Origin of the sequence: Gordonia sp. Z-3 (assembly GCF_036233855.1) — a bacterium.
GTDB classification, from domain to species: domain Bacteria; phylum Actinomycetota; class Actinomycetes; order Mycobacteriales; family Mycobacteriaceae; genus Gordonia; species Gordonia tangerina.
On the sequence record NZ_JAZARS010000022.1, the window covers coordinates 1 to 16,976 of the forward strand.

General features: G+C 66.8%; 18 protein-coding genes. 10 read left to right on the forward strand and 8 right to left on the reverse strand.

Annotation, left to right across the window (positions count from 1 at the left end; translation table 11 throughout):
• Positions 1-451 precede the first annotated feature (451 nt).
• On the reverse strand, positions 452-1,231 hold the full coding sequence (locus VX037_RS21075; protein WP_328715801.1) for a sulfite exporter TauE/SafE family protein: 780 nt from the start codon (positions 1,229-1,231) through the stop codon (positions 452-454).
• A 67-nt stretch (positions 1,232-1,298) separates the two neighbouring features.
• Here VX037_RS21075 and VX037_RS21080 point away from each other — a divergent pair, with 67 nt between their 5' ends.
• The 4 genes from VX037_RS21080 (at position 1,299) to VX037_RS21095 (ending at position 4,541) form a co-directional block, all read left to right on the forward strand.
• Positions 1,299-1,721 (forward strand): CoA-binding protein, encoded by a 423-nt coding sequence (locus tag VX037_RS21080; RefSeq protein WP_328715803.1) that lies wholly within the window; start codon positions 1,299-1,301, stop codon positions 1,719-1,721.
• Positions 1,722-1,739: 18 nt separating this feature from the next.
• On the forward strand, positions 1,740-2,504 hold the full coding sequence (locus VX037_RS21085; protein ID WP_328715805.1) for a hypothetical protein: 765 nt from the start codon (positions 1,740-1,742) through the stop codon (positions 2,502-2,504).
• A 131-nt stretch (positions 2,505-2,635) separates the two neighbouring features.
• A complete protein-coding gene (locus VX037_RS21090) occupies positions 2,636-3,115 on the forward strand; it encodes a hypothetical protein (protein ID WP_235722934.1) in 480 nt (159 codons plus the stop codon).
• A 22-nt stretch (positions 3,116-3,137) separates the two neighbouring features.
• Positions 3,138-4,541: a ClC family H(+)/Cl(-) exchange transporter gene (locus VX037_RS21095; RefSeq protein WP_235722933.1), complete on the forward strand. Its 1,404-nt coding sequence runs from the start codon at positions 3,138-3,140 to the stop codon at positions 4,539-4,541.
• 11 nt (positions 4,542-4,552) lie between these two features.
• Here VX037_RS21095 and VX037_RS21100 read toward each other — a convergent pair whose 3' ends face one another.
• The 3 genes from VX037_RS21100 to VX037_RS21110 all read right to left on the reverse strand — a co-directional run bounded on the left by VX037_RS21100 (position 4,553) and on the right by VX037_RS21110 (position 7,923).
• On the reverse strand, positions 4,553-5,080 hold the full coding sequence (locus tag VX037_RS21100; RefSeq protein WP_287014676.1) for a DUF1697 domain-containing protein: 528 nt from the start codon (positions 5,078-5,080) through the stop codon (positions 4,553-4,555).
• 342 nt (positions 5,081-5,422) lie between these two features.
• Complete coding sequence (locus tag VX037_RS21105; protein WP_287014680.1) at positions 5,423-6,649, reverse strand: DUF4185 domain-containing protein; 1,227 nt, start codon at positions 6,647-6,649, stop codon at positions 5,423-5,425.
• A gap of 149 nt (positions 6,650-6,798) precedes the next feature.
• Positions 6,799-7,923 (reverse strand): citrate/2-methylcitrate synthase, encoded by a 1,125-nt coding sequence (locus VX037_RS21110; RefSeq protein ID WP_287014675.1) that lies wholly within the window; start codon positions 7,921-7,923, stop codon positions 6,799-6,801.
• A gap of 93 nt (positions 7,924-8,016) precedes the next feature.
• Here VX037_RS21110 and VX037_RS21115 point away from each other — a divergent pair, with 93 nt between their 5' ends.
• A complete protein-coding gene (locus VX037_RS21115) occupies positions 8,017-9,249 on the forward strand; it encodes a citrate synthase (RefSeq protein WP_287014674.1) in 1,233 nt (410 codons plus the stop codon).
• 21 nt (positions 9,250-9,270) lie between these two features.
• Here the strand turns inward: VX037_RS21115 and mgtE are convergent, their stop codons facing one another.
• Together mgtE and VX037_RS21125 are read right to left on the reverse strand one after the other, a co-directional pair.
• Positions 9,271-10,608, reverse strand: a complete 1,338-nt coding sequence (gene mgtE, locus VX037_RS21120; protein ID WP_396572863.1) for a magnesium transporter — start codon at positions 10,606-10,608, stop codon at positions 9,271-9,273.
• Positions 10,609-10,728: 120 nt separating this feature from the next.
• On the reverse strand, positions 10,729-11,496 hold the full coding sequence (locus VX037_RS21125) for a methyltransferase domain-containing protein (protein ID WP_235722927.1): 768 nt from the start codon (positions 11,494-11,496) through the stop codon (positions 10,729-10,731).
• Positions 11,497-11,675: 179 nt separating this feature from the next.
• On the opposite strand from VX037_RS21125, the gene rnhA reads away from it, so the two are divergent.
• The 3 genes from rnhA (at position 11,676) to VX037_RS21140 (ending at position 13,374) form a co-directional block, all read left to right on the forward strand.
• A complete protein-coding gene (rnhA, locus tag VX037_RS21130) occupies positions 11,676-12,116 on the forward strand; it encodes a ribonuclease HI (RefSeq protein ID WP_235723046.1) in 441 nt (146 codons plus the stop codon).
• A complete protein-coding gene (locus VX037_RS21135; RefSeq protein ID WP_235722926.1) occupies positions 12,113-13,045 on the forward strand; it encodes an NAD(P)-dependent oxidoreductase in 933 nt (310 codons plus the stop codon). Before rnhA ends, VX037_RS21135 begins: the two co-directional genes overlap by 4 nt.
• A 122-nt stretch (positions 13,046-13,167) precedes the next feature.
• The gene (locus VX037_RS21140; RefSeq protein WP_235722925.1) at positions 13,168-13,374 is read left to right on the forward strand and encodes a cold-shock protein; all 207 of its coding nucleotides are present in this window, start codon (positions 13,168-13,170) and stop codon (positions 13,372-13,374) included.
• Between the two features lie 88 nt (positions 13,375-13,462).
• Here VX037_RS21140 and VX037_RS21145 read toward each other — a convergent pair whose 3' ends face one another.
• Positions 13,463-13,912 (reverse strand): DUF5994 family protein, encoded by a 450-nt coding sequence (locus VX037_RS21145; protein WP_235722924.1) that lies wholly within the window; start codon positions 13,910-13,912, stop codon positions 13,463-13,465.
• A 227-nt stretch (positions 13,913-14,139) separates the two neighbouring features.
• Entirely contained in the window at positions 14,140-15,204 is a 1,065-nt protein-coding gene (locus tag VX037_RS21150; RefSeq protein WP_328715806.1) for a fatty acid desaturase family protein, read from the reverse strand.
• 221 nt (positions 15,205-15,425) lie between these two features.
• On the opposite strand from VX037_RS21150, the gene VX037_RS21155 reads away from it, so the two are divergent.
• Both VX037_RS21155 and VX037_RS21160 read left to right on the forward strand, forming a co-directional pair.
• Positions 15,426-16,217 carry an SDR family oxidoreductase gene (locus tag VX037_RS21155; protein ID WP_235723045.1) on the forward strand — a complete coding sequence of 264 codons (792 nt, stop codon included), beginning with the start codon at positions 15,426-15,428 and terminating at the stop codon, positions 16,215-16,217.
• Between the two features lie 70 nt (positions 16,218-16,287).
• A complete protein-coding gene (locus VX037_RS21160) occupies positions 16,288-16,974 on the forward strand; it encodes a hypothetical protein (protein WP_372512339.1) in 687 nt (228 codons plus the stop codon).
• Positions 16,975-16,976 lie beyond the last annotated feature (2 nt).

Consider the following 16,976-nt stretch of genomic DNA (forward strand, 5'->3'; position numbering starts at 1 on the left):
TCAGGATAGCGGCGGGGTGTGACAACTTTTCGTGGCTGAGTGTGGTTGCGTGGGTGGACCCTTCGTGACGCGGCCTCTTAAGCTCGGACGCTCCTCAGGGATCAGGGGGCATCGCTTGTTCGTCGCTGCACTCTTCGTGATTCATGGCTAGGGCGTCCTCTCCGATTCTCTAGTGTTCGGGAAGCGCTGGTGGGGAATCGAACTGCTGTCAGACTATCGGGCGGGTCTGACAACTTTGGCGTGTTGCGGGTGGGTGTGGATGGACTTGTTCGGTGAAGTTGGGTTCGGGATAGCGGTGGGGTGTGACAGCTCTTCGTGGGTGAGTGTGGTTGCGTGGGTGGGCCCTTCGCGACGCGGCCTCGCAGGCTCGGACGTTCCTCAGGAGACAGGGGCGCGGCCTCGCAAGCTCGGTCACTCCTCAGGGTTGGGGGTAGGTGCGCACAGGGGCGGCTCACGCGAGCAGTCTCCAGAGGCCGACGAGGCCGACGACGACGATCACGCCGCGCAGCACAGGCGGGGACAGGCGTCGACCGTAACGGGCGCCGATGAATCCACCGATCAGCGATCCGATGGCGATGACAGCGGCTGCCGCCCAATCGATTCGATCGAACGCGACGAGACTGTAGACCACGCCGGCAACGATATTCACCACCAGTGACAGCAGGTTCTTGGCGGCGTTCATCCGCTGTAGGTGGTCGGGAACCACCACACCCAGCACGCCCATCAGCAGAATGCCTTGCGCTGCAGTGAAGTAGCCGCCATACACACCGACGGCGAAGGTGGCGATCACCATGGTCGCGATGCGTGGGCCGCTCAACGGCGCCGGATGATGGCCGGGGCCGACCGAACGTCGACCGACCCACTTCTGAATCCATGGCTGGGCCACCACGAGGATCAGGGCGGCCACGAGAAGCACGGGGACGACCGACTCGAAGACCGTCTCGGGCAAGTGCAGCAGCAGCCAACAGCCCAGAATCGCGCCGGTGAACGATGCCGGGATCTGCCACCGCAACTGGCTCCACTGGCCCTCCAGCTCCCGGCGATACCCCCACGTCCCGGACACCCCACCGGCGACGAGTCCGACCGCATTGGACATCGTCGCGGTGACCGGCGGCACGCCGAAGGCGACGAGGGTGGGGAAGGTGATCAGCGTGCCGCTGCCGACCACCGCGTTGATGGCGCCCGCGCCGACACCGGCGAGCAGCACGGCGAGCAGTTCCCATGTCGTCATACCTCGAGCCTGCCCGATACCCGCACGATCGCCCTGCGCGGGTCCTAAGCACCACTAAGCTCGACGTATGAGCACAACCGATGAGGTAGTCGAACAGATTCTGAGTCGCTACGACACCATCACCGTGGTCGGCGCCAGCGCCAATCCGGCGAAGGCCGCCAACGATGTGCCGGCGTACATGCAGCAGCACGGCTGGCGCATCATCCCGGTGAATCCGCACGCGGACGAGATCGTGGGTGAGAAGGTGTACCGCACTCTCGCCGATGTCCCGGAACAGGTGGGTCTGGTCGATGTGTTCCGGCCGTCGCAGGACGCCCCTGAGGTTGCCCGCCAGGCAGTCGCGGCCGGCGCCACCGCCCTCTGGCTGCAACTCGGTATCGCGTCCGCAGAAGCACGTGCCATCGCCGAAGACGCCGGACTGCTCTACGTCGAGGACCGCTGCCTCCTCATCGAACAGCGCCGTACCGGTCTGGTACCCGCGTTTTCCTGATCGCCCGCGCCGACCATCGTGCATCTCGATATCGCGGGCGCGGCCAGCGGTAGTCACCTTCCGCTGTTCTTGCTGTTCCTGGCGTTCTCGCTGACCTTCCTCGTCACCCGGACCATCACCCGGCTGATCCGCGCCGGCCGTGGCCCGTTCCGCAACAACGTGCGCGGTGGAGTCCACATCCACCACGCGGTGCCGGGGATCATCCTCACCGTCGTGGGTGCGTTCGCGTCCGTCGCCGCCGACGGCGCATCCCCGGGCGCGGAGATCAGTGCCCTGGCCATCGGGATCGGGACATCGCTGGTGCTCGACGAGTTCGCGCTCATCCTTCGCCTCGAAGATGTGTACTGGTCGCGCGAAGGCCAGTTGTCGGTGCAGGTGGTGTGCCTGACTGTCGCCGGACTCGGAATGGCCGTGTTGGGCATCGACCCGCTGACCGAGGTCGACACCGGCGATTCCTTTCGGATCGGACCGATCGCCTTCTCGATCCCGTTGGTCCTACATCTCATCTGTCTGCTGGCATGCGTGGCCAAAGGCAAGTACTCGACGGCCGCGATCGGCGCCTTCATCCCGCCGGTCGCCTGGGTGGGCGCGATACGTCTGGCGCGGCCGGGATCGCGCTGGGCGCAGCGGCGCTACTCGCCGGCCAAGACGGCTCGCGCACGCAGTCGCGCCCAGAGATTCGACTCCCGCTACGGCGCCTGGGGGCTGGACGTGGAGGACCTCGTGGCCGGACGACCCACCAACACCGGCACAGATACTGCCGGAGAGACTGCCGCCCACTAGTGCCATCGGTGCCCCGCACCGGGCGGATTCGCGACCGGAACTCGCGGCCGGCCCTGCTGGGGATAGTCTCGAAGAATGGCAGAGCACACCACGCCGAAAGGGCTGACGACACCGAGAGCGAGGTGCGCGGCATGATTGCTTTCGTGGTCATCGCGATCACCGTCGTGATGGCACTGTTCATACTCGTCGGCGCGGCCTGGTTCGCCTGGGACTCCGACAAAAGGGTCAAGAAGTTCGCGCGGTCCACCGACCTCGTCCCGGGCAAGCCTGGCCGCGCGCCCGCATCCTGGACCACGGCGACGTCGACGGAAGCGCTGCTGCATCGGCGAATTCGCTACGCCATCGCCGACGTCCACGCCAATCCGGCGATCCCGCACTACCCCGATCTCGTCGCCGCGCGAGATCGCCTCGACGACGCGGTGTTCGGTCTCGACGACAAACTGATCGCCGCCTCCGATATCGCAGATGACGAGGAGAAGACCGCGCGCTTGTCGTCGGCCGAATCGGCGGTGGTAGTCCTCGAAGAACTGCCCAAGAAGCTGTGGGAGGCGCCCGAGGACAGCCAACTCGCGGATATGGAGAAGGTGACCTCCGCGCTCGAGCGCGCATGACCGGCGCGGCAGGAGTCGTTTGATGACCCCCGACGACGATCGGCGGCCCGACGACCCACCTCATGAGCACAGCGTCGAGGAGGAAGTCGACGGTGACGCCGGCGTCGACGACGCCATCCTCACCGGTCGCACGTTGTGGGTCATCCTGTTGCTGGCCGCCGGTGCCGGCGCCGTGGCCGGCTTCCTCGGTGGAGCCTTTCGGTGGACCCTCGACCTCGTCGACGACTGGCGCGCCGAACTCATCGAGTGGTCGCACACCCATCCGGGGTGGGGGTGGCTGATCCCGGTGGCGGTGGCCGGTGTCGCCGCAGCGGCCGCCGCCGGCATCGCGCGATGGCAACCGTTGTCGGCCGGCAGCGGCATTCAGCACGTCGAGGCCGTCGACCGCGGCGAGGCCGACCCGCCACCACTGTCGGTGGTGCCGGCGCGTTTCGTCGGCGGTGTGTTGTCGATCGGTGCCGCCGGCATGGTGCTCGGTCGAGAAGGACCCACCGTTCACATGGCCGCGGCGGTCGGTGCGGCCGCGGGCCGCCTGGCCCGATTGGCCGCCGAGGAGATCCGGCTGCTGCAGACGGTGCTGTCCGGCACGGGCCTGGCGGTCGCCTTCAACGCGCCGATCAGTGCGGTGTTCTTCATCTTCGAAGAGGTCACCAAGACATTCCGGCTCCGCGAGGGCATCGTCACCATGGTCGCGGTCGCCATCGGTGTCGGTGTCAGCCGGCTGGTGCTCGGCGATGAACCGGACTTCCGGCACGTCGCGTCGGTGTCGTCGCCGCCGCTGACCACCGTGCCGATCTTTGTGGTCTTCGGCCTGGTGGTGGGTCTGATGGGGGTGCTCTACAACCGCCTCATCCTCGCCTGCCTCGACCTCTTCGACATCATCAGTCGCGTACCCGCAGTGGTGAAGGCGGGCGTGGTCGGCGCCGTCGTCGGGTCGCTGCTCATCGCGGACCCGACCGTCGGCGGTGGTGGTGAGGCGCTGGCCGGACTGATCCTCACCGGACAACAGTTCGCGCTACCAGTGGTGATCCTCTACGTCGCGGTGCGATTCATCGCCGGCCCGATCTCGTACTCGGTTGGCACCCCCGGCGGCATCTTCGCACCGATCCTGGCACTCGGTGCGCTCGTCGGGCTGGTCGCCGGCCGGGTCACCCAGGTGATCGTGCCGGGTCTCGACGAGGATCTGACCATCGCTTTCGCATTGGTGGGGATGGCCACCCTGTTCGCGGCAATCGTGCGCGCCCCGTTCACCGGGCTCGTGCTGGTCATCGAGATGACGGCCGTCACCTCGGTCACCATCCCGATGCTGGTGTCGGGGGCGATGGCGGTGGTCGTCGCCTCCGCGTTGCGGTCGCCGCCGATCTACGACGCGTTGCGGGTGCGGATGCTGCGCAAACACGAACAAGCCGAGCGCGCACCGGGATAGCGCCTCGCCGGTCAGTCGTCGGCGAGTTCGATCAGTTGCCCGATGGTCTTCAGGTTGCGGCCGGTGCCCTGCACCCCGAGTCCCTTGGCGATGACCGGCGCGGTGAGCTTGGAGACGCCCGCACCGTCGGCATAACGGATGTGCAGGTCGTCGCCGATGACGCGGAATTCGTCGGAGCCGAAGGAACGTTCGGCGAAGGCATCCACCTTGTCGGGTTCGGGCTTTCCCGCCAAGCAGTAGACGTAGGAGTACTTGGCGTCGAGGATCTCGAATGGATGGGCGTCGAGGGCGCGCACCAATTCGTCCCGGGACCTGCTGATGACCTCGCGGAAATAGCCGAAACGCTTGGTGATCGCTTGCTCCAGCGCCCGGTCGAAATCGCCGGGTTCACCGGGTGGACAACAGATCAGATTGCCGGATGCGATGTAGGTGCTCACCTCGGTGGCGCCGAGTTCGGTGGCCATCGTCCGCAGATCCGCCATCGGCAGTTTCGCGCCTCCCACGTTGATCGCGCGGATCAGCACCACCCGAGTCGACATCACACTCCTGTTCGCAGAACCGGCGTCCCGCGTGAGACGCTCGGTGTCAGATGACCGTCGGTCGCGGTGGTGGTTCCGGTTCCGGCGGCCCGGGCTGGGGAATGGGTTCCGGCTCGGGCACCGGGATCGGTGGTTCGGGTGGCGGCTCGGGGATGGGTTCCGGTGCCGGAACGGGTTCCGGGGGCGGTGGCGGGGGTGGAACCGGTTGATTCATGGTCACTCCTCAGCGTGAGCGGATGCCGAACTGACTGGTGACGTGCCGCGTGCTGGACGTGCCACACGCTCGACGTTACGCCGATGCCCCCACCCCGGCCATGCGATCGGTCGAGTCGCCGTCGGTTGTCAACGGACCTTCGCGAGATCGGTGCGGATCAGCATCACGTTGTAGTCGTCCCATCGGGACGCCACGAAATACAGCTGCTGTCCGGTCGCACGAGGATGGATGTAGGGCGCGTACAGGCCCTTGGTCTGAGCGGCCGGCACGATCACCTTCGGGCCGCTCCACGGACCCACCGGTGTCGGCGAGGTCCGCATCATGATGCTGCCGGTCTGTTCGGTGAGCATCACGAATCGCTTCAGAAAGGTGTTGTACGCCACCGACATCTCGCTGACCGGCTGTCCGACGATGGGCGCCGCGGCGGCCGGATTCGCCGACCACGTCCCGCCACCGCGGTAATACTGATAGCGGCCCAGATCGAGAATGTCGGCGGGACGGACCCGGGCGACGAAGGCAGCGCCGAATCGTCCACTCGGAGTGCCGTACTGATAGACGTAATCACCCGACCGCAGGAATGCGCCCATCTGGAAACGCCCGTGCCCGGCGGCGATCTGGCGAACCCCGGGGATGGTCACACCGGCGTTCATCCGGATGGTGCGATTGTCGGTGACCCAGGTCTGTCCGTTGTCACGCGACACTGCGATCGCCGAGTACCCGGTTGCCCACCGGCCGGGCGAAAGCCACCGACGGATGGACATGTAACTCAGGTACTGGACACCGTTGATCGCGATGCCGCCCGTCGGGATCTTGCCGACCTCGATGTTGCGAACCCCGATCGCGTTGAACATGGGTTGGGCGAATGTCGGATGCTGGGGTGTCACCGACGCTCCCGACCGCACTGACCCGGGGACGGCGTCCGGGAAGGTGATGCCCTTGTCCAGGTTCGCGTCTGCGTCGCTGCGCAGCAGGGTGTTGTGGCGCCACACCATTTGCCCCGCGCACCGACCCCACGTGTCGCCGAAGGCCATCAACACCTGACCGGACCCGTTGTCCCACGGCACCCCGACGTCGGTGGCGGTGATGGAGAACCGCTGATCGGTACGGTTGCGGCTGCGCGGTCCGGTGACCCACGCGACGGCGGTGCTGGCACCCCGCAATCTGGCAAGCGGTCCTTGTGGTTTCTTGCCGTTCGCGCGGTAACTGCCGAAGTCGGCACTGCCGAGGCCGATCTCACTGGAGCCACTGCTGCCGGTGCTGCCGACGTCGCCGCCGTGGAATCCGACGGCACTGCAGATCGATGCGTGCGCGGGCGCAGCCGGACCGACGGCGATGGCGCTCACTGCGAGCGCCATGACCACCGGCCCGGTGACAAGTACATGTCGGCTGACCATGAGACCCCCTACACACCCGGCGACTGTGGTGCCAGTGTTACAGATGTTGATCGAGGTCCACAGATCCCGAGCCGAACCGAGATGTAGGCGTGACCGAAAGCTGCCGCAGGTCAGCGGGGCGCGGGACCCACATACCGCGCGCGAGGCCGGATGATCTTGCGCGAGCGGGCCTGCTCGGCGATGTTGGCGCACCAACCCACCACCCGGCTGACGGCGAAGGTGGGCGTGAACATGGACCTGGGGACCCCGCAGGCATCCATCACGACGCCCGCATAGAACTCGACGTTGGCGTACCGGGGTTGGTCGGGGTGCGCTTCACGCAGGACGTCGACCACCTGACGCTCCACCTCGACGGCTCGTTCGACGGTGGGGCCGCCGAGGCCGAGGGCGATCTCGCGCAGCAACTCCGACCGCGGATCGACCGTGCGGTACACCGCGTGGCCGAAGCCCATGATGCGGCGGCGGTCGGCGATCTGTTCCCGCGCCCAGGCGGTGGCGTCACCGTGGCGGGCGATCTCGTCGAGCGAATCCAACGCCCGGTCGGGTGCCCCGCCGTGCAGCGGACCCGAGAACGCGCCCAGCGCACCACAGACGGCCGCGTGGACGTCGGCACCGGTGGATGCGATGACCCGGGCAGTGAACGTGGAGGCGTTGAACCCGTGATCGATCGTGGCGATCAGATACTGCTCGACGGCCCGCACGTGCTCGTCCGGGGCGCGGCGTCCGGTCAACTGGTACAGCCAGTTGGCGGCGACCGGCAGCTCCGGGTCGGGTTCGACCGGGTCCTCGCCGCTGCGAATCCGGTGCAGCGCAGCCAGGATTGTCGGTGTCATCGCTGCCGCCCGCATCGAGTCGTGGCGGATGGAATCGGCATCGCTCTCCCACAAGGGCGCGACCCCGAGTGCGGGACCGGCCGCCGACAACACCGTCCGCAGACCCGCGAGGGTGTCGCGGCCGTCGCCGAGCAGGGCCGATGCGCGCAGCAGACCGGCCAACTCGTCCGGGAGCGGACGCAATTGCGCTGTCGTGGTGCGGAACTGCGTGAGCTGATGTGCATCGGGAAGTGCGCCGTGGACGAACAGGTACCAGACCTCCTCGAATGATCGCGTCCGCGCGAGGTCGATCGCCGAATGCTCACGGTAGTGGTAGAAGCCCTCGTCGCCGCGGACGTCGCCGATCTCGGTGTCGGCGACGACCACATTCGCCAGGCCTTCGGGGGCGATCAGTTGGTTCATCGTAGGTCTCCGTTCGTGTTCGGCGAGTCGAGCCGCCTCACCTGCCACGATGCGAGTATTGATCGATCGGGTCAATGTTGATTACATCAATGTATGGCGCCTCGGACCCACACTCGCCGATTCCCGAAGCCGATCCGGCACGATGGCCGCGACTACCTGACCACCGAGCAGGTCGCGAAGCTGCTCGGGGTCAAGACGGCCACTGTGTACGCCTACGTCAGTCGCGGTCGGATGACCAGTGTGCGCATCGACGGAGTCGACGGGAGCGTGTTCGGCGTCGACGAGGTGGAAGCGTTGATGTCGGGGCGGGTGCGTAGGGCGCCGGCGGGGGTCGTCGAACGTATTCGCACACAACTGACCCTGCTGCAGGACGATCACCTGTACTACCGCGGGTGTGACGCGGCCGACCTTGCGCGGACCGTGTCATTCGAGAAGGTGGCGAACATGTTGTGGGACAACGAGGTCGACTGGGATTCGTTGTCCCGAATCGACTCGGCGGCAAGGGATTCGATCGTTTCCCTCGCCGGTCCGCACGCCCGCGGGCTCGACCTGATCCGGCTCACCATCGACGTCTTGGGTGCGCGCGACGCGCAACGTCACGACCGGGCCCGGTCCGCGGTGACCACCGCCGCAGCCACCACCATCGCCGCCGCGGTCGACGTGCTGTCGCCCGGCGGTGCGTCGTCGAACGGCGCTCTGGCCCAACGGCTGTGGCCGTGTCTCACCGCCGAGCCGGCCACCGCCGAGACGATCCGCGTGCTCGACGCCGCACTGGTGTTGCTCGCCGACCACGACCTGTCGGCGGGCGCGGTCGCGGCCCGCGTGGCGGCCAGTGCGCGCGGCAACGTGTACGCGGTCCTGAGCGCGGGGCTCGGGGCATTCGATGGGCCGATACACGGTGGCGCAACGACATTCGCCTACCGGATGCTGGCCGGCGCCGTCGCTGATCCGCGTGCGGCGATGGCCGACCAGATGTATCTCGGCGGCCCGATCCCCGGCACCGGACACATCGTGTACCGCCGTCGTGATCCGCGCGCCGACGTGCTCATCGAGATGCTGCGCACCTCGTCGACCGCCGATCCGAGGGTTGTCGACGCGCTCGAGGAGATCGAGCGTCGCCTGCCGTCGGATACATTCGTGAACTCGGATCTGGCGCTTGCAGCACTCGCACTTGCCCATCGGATGCGGCCCGACGCCGCCGAGGCCATCTTCGCGGTGGCGCGGATGGCCGGCTGGACGGCACACGCACTCGAGGAGTTTCACGAAACCCGGCTGCGGTTCCGGCCCGAAGGGGTCTACACCGGTGTTCGCCCGACGAAGTACTGAGCGTCGCCGGACTCGGCGCCCTCAGATGCCCAGCACCGACTTGGCGATGGTGAAATAGATGATGAGTCCGGTGGCGTCGCAGAACGTGGAGATGAACGGTGTGGAGAACACCGCGGGATCGACCCGACAGATGCGGGCGATCAACGGCATGATCCCGCCGACCGTGGCCGCCAGCGCGCAGATGGCGAGGATGGTCGTGCCGATCACGATGCCGATGTCGAGACCGTAGACGGCCGCGGCGACCGCGAAACCGACTGTGCCCAGGAATGTCCCCAACGTGACGCCGACCCGGATCTCCTTACCTGCGACGCGCAGGACATCCCGCGGTGCGAGCTCGTGGACCGCCAGCGCACGGGTGATGGTGGTGGCGGCCTGCGACCCGGTATTGCCGCCGATTCCGGTGAGCAGCGGGATGAACAGTGCCAGCGCGACTTCCTGTTCGAGGGTGCCCTCGAAGATCTCCAGCACATTGACGGTCAGAATCGCCGATACCGCGAGCACGAACAGCCAGACGATGCGTGCCCGCGTGATGCTGAGGATCGATGAGACGAGGTAGGGCTCCTCGAGGCGTTCGCGGGCACCGCTGCGCGCCTCGTCGACATCGCGCGCCTGTTCGACGACGTCGACGGCATCGTCGATGGTGAGGACTCCCACCAGGCGGTTCTCCGAATCCACCACCGGCATGGCCAGGACGCCCCGCTCCACACATCGGAACGAGGCGGGTTCGGCGTCGTCGAGCGCGTGCGCGTAGATCGGTTCCGACATGTGTTCGCCCGGCTGCGATTCCGGGTCGGCGAGCAGAAGATCACGCAGGGAGAGCATGCCGCAGAGTCGGCGCCCGCGGTCGACGACCGGCACGGCGTAGATCGTCTCGGCGTCGCGGCCGTTCGTGCGTATCCGATCGAGCGCCTGTGCCACGGTCTCGTCCGGGTATGCGTGGACGAACTCCGGGCTCATGCGGCGGCCGACCGACCCGCGCGGGTACCCGAGGACGATTCCGGTGATCTCCCGCTCGCCGGGCGACAGCCCGCGCACGAGCGCCTTGGCGACCGATGCAGGGAGTTCGTCGAGGAGTTCTGCGCGGTCGTCGGGATCGAGTTCGCGGAAGGCCGAGGCGACCTCGGCGGTCCCGAGTTCCTCCACCAGGCCACGCTGGAATGGCGGGGGAAGTGCGTCGAAAACGGCGTTGGCGGCCTCTTTACCGAGCAGTCGAAAAGTCACGCCGCGGTGCCGCCGCGGGAGTTGTTCGATGAGGGCGGCCACGTCGTCGGATGGCATGGCCTGTAGATCCGCCGCGACGGCCGGGAGGTCGCCGGCTCGGACGAGGTGGCCGATCCGATCGGCAGCTGTGGTGATCACGCACCGCAACGTATGGCTGTGGCGTGTACGGACGGTTGCCGTGGGGTGACGTGTCCCGTCACCGCCGCACAGTTGTCACGATTTCGACGACGCCGTGTCCATCGTCGGCACCAGCGCGGGTCAGAACGGCGTGGCGACCGCGAAGGTCCTCCGGAACGGCAGCACAGTGCCCACCGATTGCGGCGGGTAGGCGTCACGCAGGCGCTGCTTGTACTCGGCCATGAAGGTCTCGCAGTCGTCGTCGTCCAGTGCCGTCAGGTAAGGCCGCGCGGTGGTCCCCGCGCTCCAGTCGTAGACGGGGTCGTCGCCGTGCAGCACGTGCAGATACGTAGTCGACCAGGTGTTGGTCGTGAAGCCACGTTCGGTGAAGAAGGCGAGGAGGTCGGCCGGGTCGAAACCGGGCATCCGCCGCACGTCGCGCAGTTGTTCGGCGAAGCGGGGATCGTCGGCGAGGTCGCGTAGCTCGCGGTGCATCGGCGACCCGGTGTTGTCCGGGACCTGGACCGCGAAGACGCCGCCGTCGTTGAGGTGACCGAGCAGGCGGTCGATGATCGCCATCGGGTCGGGAAGCCACTGGAACATCGCGTTGGACACGATCAGATCGACCGGCTGATTGGGCGACCAGTCGGCGGCGTCGGCGATGTCGTAGTTGGCGTGTGGATCGGTGTTCTCGCGGAAGGCCTTCTCGATCATGCGCGGCGACGAGTCGATCCCCAGGATCTGGGATTCGGGCCACAGAGCTCGCAGGTGGCGGGTCAGGTGGCCGGGTCCGCAGCCGAGGTCGACGATGGTGGTCGGTGCGGTCGGTACCTGGGCGATGAGATCGAGGAAGGGGCGGGCACGAGCGTCGGCGAATTGCAGGTAACGGTCCGGATCCCAGGTCTGCATGGTTCAAGACTAGGCGTCGGCGCGCGTCGGCGGCAGGCCTCGATCCCCGTCAAACTCCTCGGCACGGCCGATGGCACCCGTGCAGTACCCTTCGGTGAGTGACCGACGCCCTGTTCGAACCCACCCCCGACGAACCGTCCACCGATCTTCTCCCCTCGGAGACGACCGAGCCACACGACGTGGTCGAGATCTCCACCGACGGTGCATGCCTGGGTAATCCTGGCCCTGGTGGATGGGGGGCGATCCTGCGTCACCGCGGACGCGAGAAGCGACTGTCCGGGGCCGATCCGGCCACCACCAACAACAAGATGGAGCTGACCGGCGCCATCGAGGGGCTCGCGGCGCTGACCCGGCCCTCCACGGTCATCATCTACACGGACTCGAATTATGTGCGTAACGGCATCACCAAATGGGTGGCCGGCTGGCAGCGCAACGGGTGGAAGACCTCCGACAAGAAGCCGGTGAAGAACGCCGAGCTGTGGCGCCGCCTCATCGAGGAGGAGAAGCGTCACGAGGTGACGTGGAAATGGGTGAAGGGACACTCGGGGGACCACTACAACGAGATCGCCGACGAACTGGCCACCTCCGCCGCCCGCGGGATCGTCGAGGCGCGCAAGTGAGCCCCGCAAAGACCGACGCCGCCGCGATTCCGGTCGCCGTCGAACCGGTCCGTGACGAACATTTGGTGGCCGCCGTGGAATCGGCCGGCGGCCGCGTCGTGGATCTCGGCGATGCCCGGGTGCTGGTGTGGATCGGCGCGGTCGCCGACTTTCCCGAGCTCGACGACGACATCGAGTGGGTCGCGCTCAAGACCGCGGGGATCGAGGAGTACGTCGCTGCCGGCGTCATCGACGATCGGCGGGTGTGGACCAACGCCTCGGGCTTCTACGCCGACAACGTTGCCGAGCATGCGCTGGGCCTGCTGTTGGCCGGGCTGCGCCAGATCAATACGGCGGTACTCCGGCACTGGGACAAAGAACGCATCGACACCTCGGTCCGGTCCCTGCACGGGTCCACGGTGGCGATCATTGGGGCGGGCGGGATCGCCGCGTCGCTGATCCCGCGACTGTCGGCGTGCGGGGCTCGCTCCATCGCCGTCAACCGCTCCGGCCGGCCGGTCGAGGGCGCCGCGCTGACCGTGGCGTCCGATCGCACCGACGAGGTGTGGGCGCAGACCGATCACGTCGTCCTCGCCGCGCCCGCCACCGCTGCGACCCATCACCTGATCGATGCGCAGTCGTTGGCCGCATTGCCCTCCCATGCGTGGATCGTCAACGTGGCGCGCGGACCGCTGGTGGATCAGGTAGCCCTGATCGAAGCGTTACGCACCGGCGAGATCGCCGGTGCGGCGCTCGACGTCACCGATCCCGAACCCCCGGCGGCCGACGACGCACTGTGGTCGCTGCCCAACGTCATCATCACTCCGCATGTCGCAAATCCGGCTTCAGGGCTGACACGCGCAATGGCGCCGTGGATGGCCGAGAACCTCCGGCGGTATCGGTCCGGGGAGGATCTGCTTGCAGTGGTGCACCCGGGGCAGGCTTACTGAGCCACTCGGCGCCCTACGAGAAGCTGCGTCCACCGATTCTGGGAGTCGGTGGTTGATGTGCGACAATTGTACTTCGGGTGCCGACTGGCGCCCGACTGCATAAAGAGAGAAGTACCCGCATCATGGCACAAGGAACCGTCAAGTGGTTCAACAGCGAAAAGGGCTTCGGCTTCATCGCTCCCGACAACAGCACCGATGGTGACGTCTTCGTTCACTACTCGGCCATCCAGAGCGGCGGATTCCGCAGCCTCGAGGAGCAGCAGCGTGTCGAGTTCGAGGTCGAGCAGGGCCCCAAGGGCCCGCAGGCCACTTCGGTGACCGCACTCTGACGAGTAGCACACGCCACACCGACGCCGCCCGATAAATTCGGGCGGCGTTTGTTGTGTCCGGCGAGCACCGGCTGATGCGCGGTTCACCTCAGCGAGGTGTCGCGGCGCCATCTCGACACTGCGCCGCGGCACGGGACAGGATCTGGCGCGCTTCCCGATACTTGGCGGTGTGCTCCGAGATGAGCTCATCCCGTGCGGCCCCGGCCTGCCGTAGCAATGCCGCGGCGAGGGTCGACGAGGTCCGCGCCGGGATGACCAGCAGAGTCACCGATGCGCGTTCGCCGCAGACAGACATCAGCGGCAACTCATCGGGAGCGCTTTCCGCATCGAGACCCGGGTAGTGTGCCAGGCTTCGCCAATTGACGCGGATCGACGAGATCTTGCCGAGTCGCTCGTACCCCGATGTTTGCAGACCGGCAAGCTCATCGGAGATCTGCGCGGTATAGGGCAGCCACGCTCCGCCGACGGGAGCGCTGAGGTCCCACCCGAGGTGCAGGCGCGTCGGACCGAGAGTAGGAGGTGTCGCCCGACTACTCACCGACGCACTCGCCGGTTGTGTGAGGGTGATCTGTTGCGGAGAACACGAGGTCGGTGGTCGCTGTCGACGTGGCGTCGGGGGCGTCGGTGGTCTCAGCAGCGTGCGAGAAGAGGTTGGCGTTGTCGCTCATGTCAATCCGTTCAGAAGGTGGGTGCGGTCAGGTGTGATCTCGAGTGGCAGACCTGCGGATGGGATGGTTGTCGTTTGTGACGACGTCGGCCGTGCGATCATCGGTACAAGTTGACAAGCGGGCACGTGAACGGATCCCGTTCGCCGAGTCCTGCCTGGTTGAGGTAGCGGATGACGATCCCATATGACTCGATCAGTGTCGTCTCAGTGTAGGTGACGCCGTGACGAGCGCAGTGCGCACGCACGAGAGGCTGGACTTTCGCCAGGTGCGGCCTGGGCATGCTGGGGAACAAGTGGTGCTCGATTTGGTAGTTGAGGCCGCCCATCATGAAGTCGGTCAATCGCCCTCCGCGGATGTTGCGCGACATCAGGACCTGCCGACGGAGGAAATCCACCTGCACGTCCCGCGGAACCAGCGGCATCCCCTTGTGATTGGGAGCGAAGGAGCAGCCGAGGAGGACTCCGAACGCGGCGAGATGAGTGATGGTGAAGACGATGGCGATAATCGGCGACATCACGAGAAACGGCGCCACGGTACCGATTGCCAATCGGGTCGTGATCAAACCGAGTTCCACCGACCGGTGCGCGACCGGAGCTCCGCCGAGCAGCCCGCGGATGCTGTGAACGTGCAGGGCGACGCCCTCGAGCGTCACCAATGGGAAGAACAACCATCCTTGTCGGTGGGTAAACCATTGATAGAACCCGGATCGGCCCGTCGCGTCCGCGGGAACGAATGCCAGCGGGCCCGGTTCGATATCCGGATCGACCCCGATCTTGTTGGGGGCCTTGTGATGACGATTGTGTTTGGCGCGCCACCAGTGCAATGACAAGCCGGCAAAGGCCCCGGCGACTATTCGGGCAGTCCATTCGTTGGCGCTCGCCGAGGAGAATATCTGTCTGTGCGCGCCGTCATGGCCCAGGAATCCGAATTGAGTACTGACAACAGCCAGAAGGGCCGCCGGCGCCAGCTGCCACCACGAGTCGCCAATCGCGATCACGGCTCCCCAGGTACCGGCGAACGCCGCGACCAATAGTACGATCCTCCGCACGTAGAACCCGCGTTGCCGGTCGAGGAGGCCGGATTGCCGCACTTCGGCAACCAGCTCTGTGTAGGAACTGACGATGCTGTTGCGGGGAAGAGTAGAGCCGTTGGTGTCCGGCATGGGTGTGTGCCTCGGTGCTTTCTGTGTAAGCCGGCGCCACGGACTTCACGTCCGAAGAAGAGCGCCCTACGAGAGTCGCAACCAGCTGGCAGCAATGCATCACGTCGGCGTTGCCCAGTGTGCCAGAGAATGCGTGTCACGAGATGATCACGATGGGCGCGATTCGAGATCATAGGTAGAACGTGTTCCAATTCTACGTCTGCGATGGCATCCTCGAGGGCGTGATCCTCGACAGATTCCGTATCGAAGACAAGGTGGCGGTCGTGACGGGCGCCGGGCGTGGCCTGGGGGCCGCGATCGCGGTCGCCTTCGCCGAGGCAGGTGCCGACGTGGTGATCTCGGCACGCAGCGAAGTCGAACTCGACAAGGTGGCCGCCCGCATCCGCGAGGTCGGCCGGCGCGCCCTGGTGGTCGCGGCCGACCTGTCCGACACGGACACCGCCGCGGGCCTCGCGAACACCGCGGTCGACGAGTTCGGCCGGCTCGACATCGTGGTCAACAACGTCGGCGGCGCCATGCCGCGGCCGCTGCTGGACACCAAGCCCCGACATCTGACGCAGGCCTTCGACTTCAACGTCACCAACGCACACGCGCTGATCCTGGCGGCGGTCCCACATATGCTCGACAACGCCGACGGCGGCGCGGTCATCAACATCACCTCGACAGTGGGGCGGGCCCCCGGCCGTGCCTACGCGGCCTACGGGACGGCCAAAGGTGCACTGGCCCAATACACCCGACTCATCGCGATGGATCTCAACCCGAAGATCCGGGTCAACGGTATAGCGCCGGGTGCGATCCTGACGTCGGCCCTCGATGTGGTCGCCGACGACGAGAACATGCGCACCCAGATAGAGTCGGCCACGCCGCTGCACCGGCTCGGCGAGCCGGAGGACGTGGCAGCCGCCGCGCTGTTCCTCGCCTCGCCGGCCGGGTCGTATCTGACCGGCAAGATCATCGAGGTCGACGGCGGAATCGTCACTCCGAACCTGGATCTGCCGATCCCGGATCTGTAGTACGAACCGGGCGGATTTCGCCGGTTCGTACTACGGATCGCGGGTCACGGGCGGTCGGTAGCATTGAACCGTGGGTGGCTTCATGGGCTCCATCGGCGATTTCTGGTGGCTGATCTTCCCGATCGGCGGTGTCGTCGGGGGCTGGGCCGCCCGAATTGCCGCATACAACGAGAAGCGTCGCCGCGACAAGATCGAACTCGAGCGGATCAGGGCGTCGTCGCGGGCCGAGGAACTGCGGATCACCCAGATGAGCACCGCCGCCATCGCCAAGGCCCTCGCCCGGCACGACGACGTGAACGATCGCTGGTTCGGCTACGAACTCGACCTCGCCACCCTCATCGAGTACCCGATGATGACCGATCTGCGCGAGCCGTTGACCCTGGCGTTTCACCGCGCCAAGGTGCGTGCCGATGATCTGCGGCCGGCCGATCCCGATGAACTGCTGGAACCCGCGGCCTTCGCGGAGTACCGCGATGCCGTGAGCGACTACGCGACCGCCTTCGACGCCGCCGAGCGGGAGGCGCGCCGCCGCCGACAGTCCGACTTCACCCCGTTCGAACGAGAGCGCCTGGAACGGGCCCGTCGGCTGGTGGCGGTGGCCGCTGACGCCGGGGCGACTGCGGCCGAGCGTCAGGCCGCCTATCGCAAGGCGCGCGACGAACTCGAGGGTCTGATCGTGGTGCCGCCGGCCGCAGCGCAGCAACTCGAACGGCGGATCGCCGGCGCGTTGGAACCGGGGCACGGCCACTCGGACTGAAC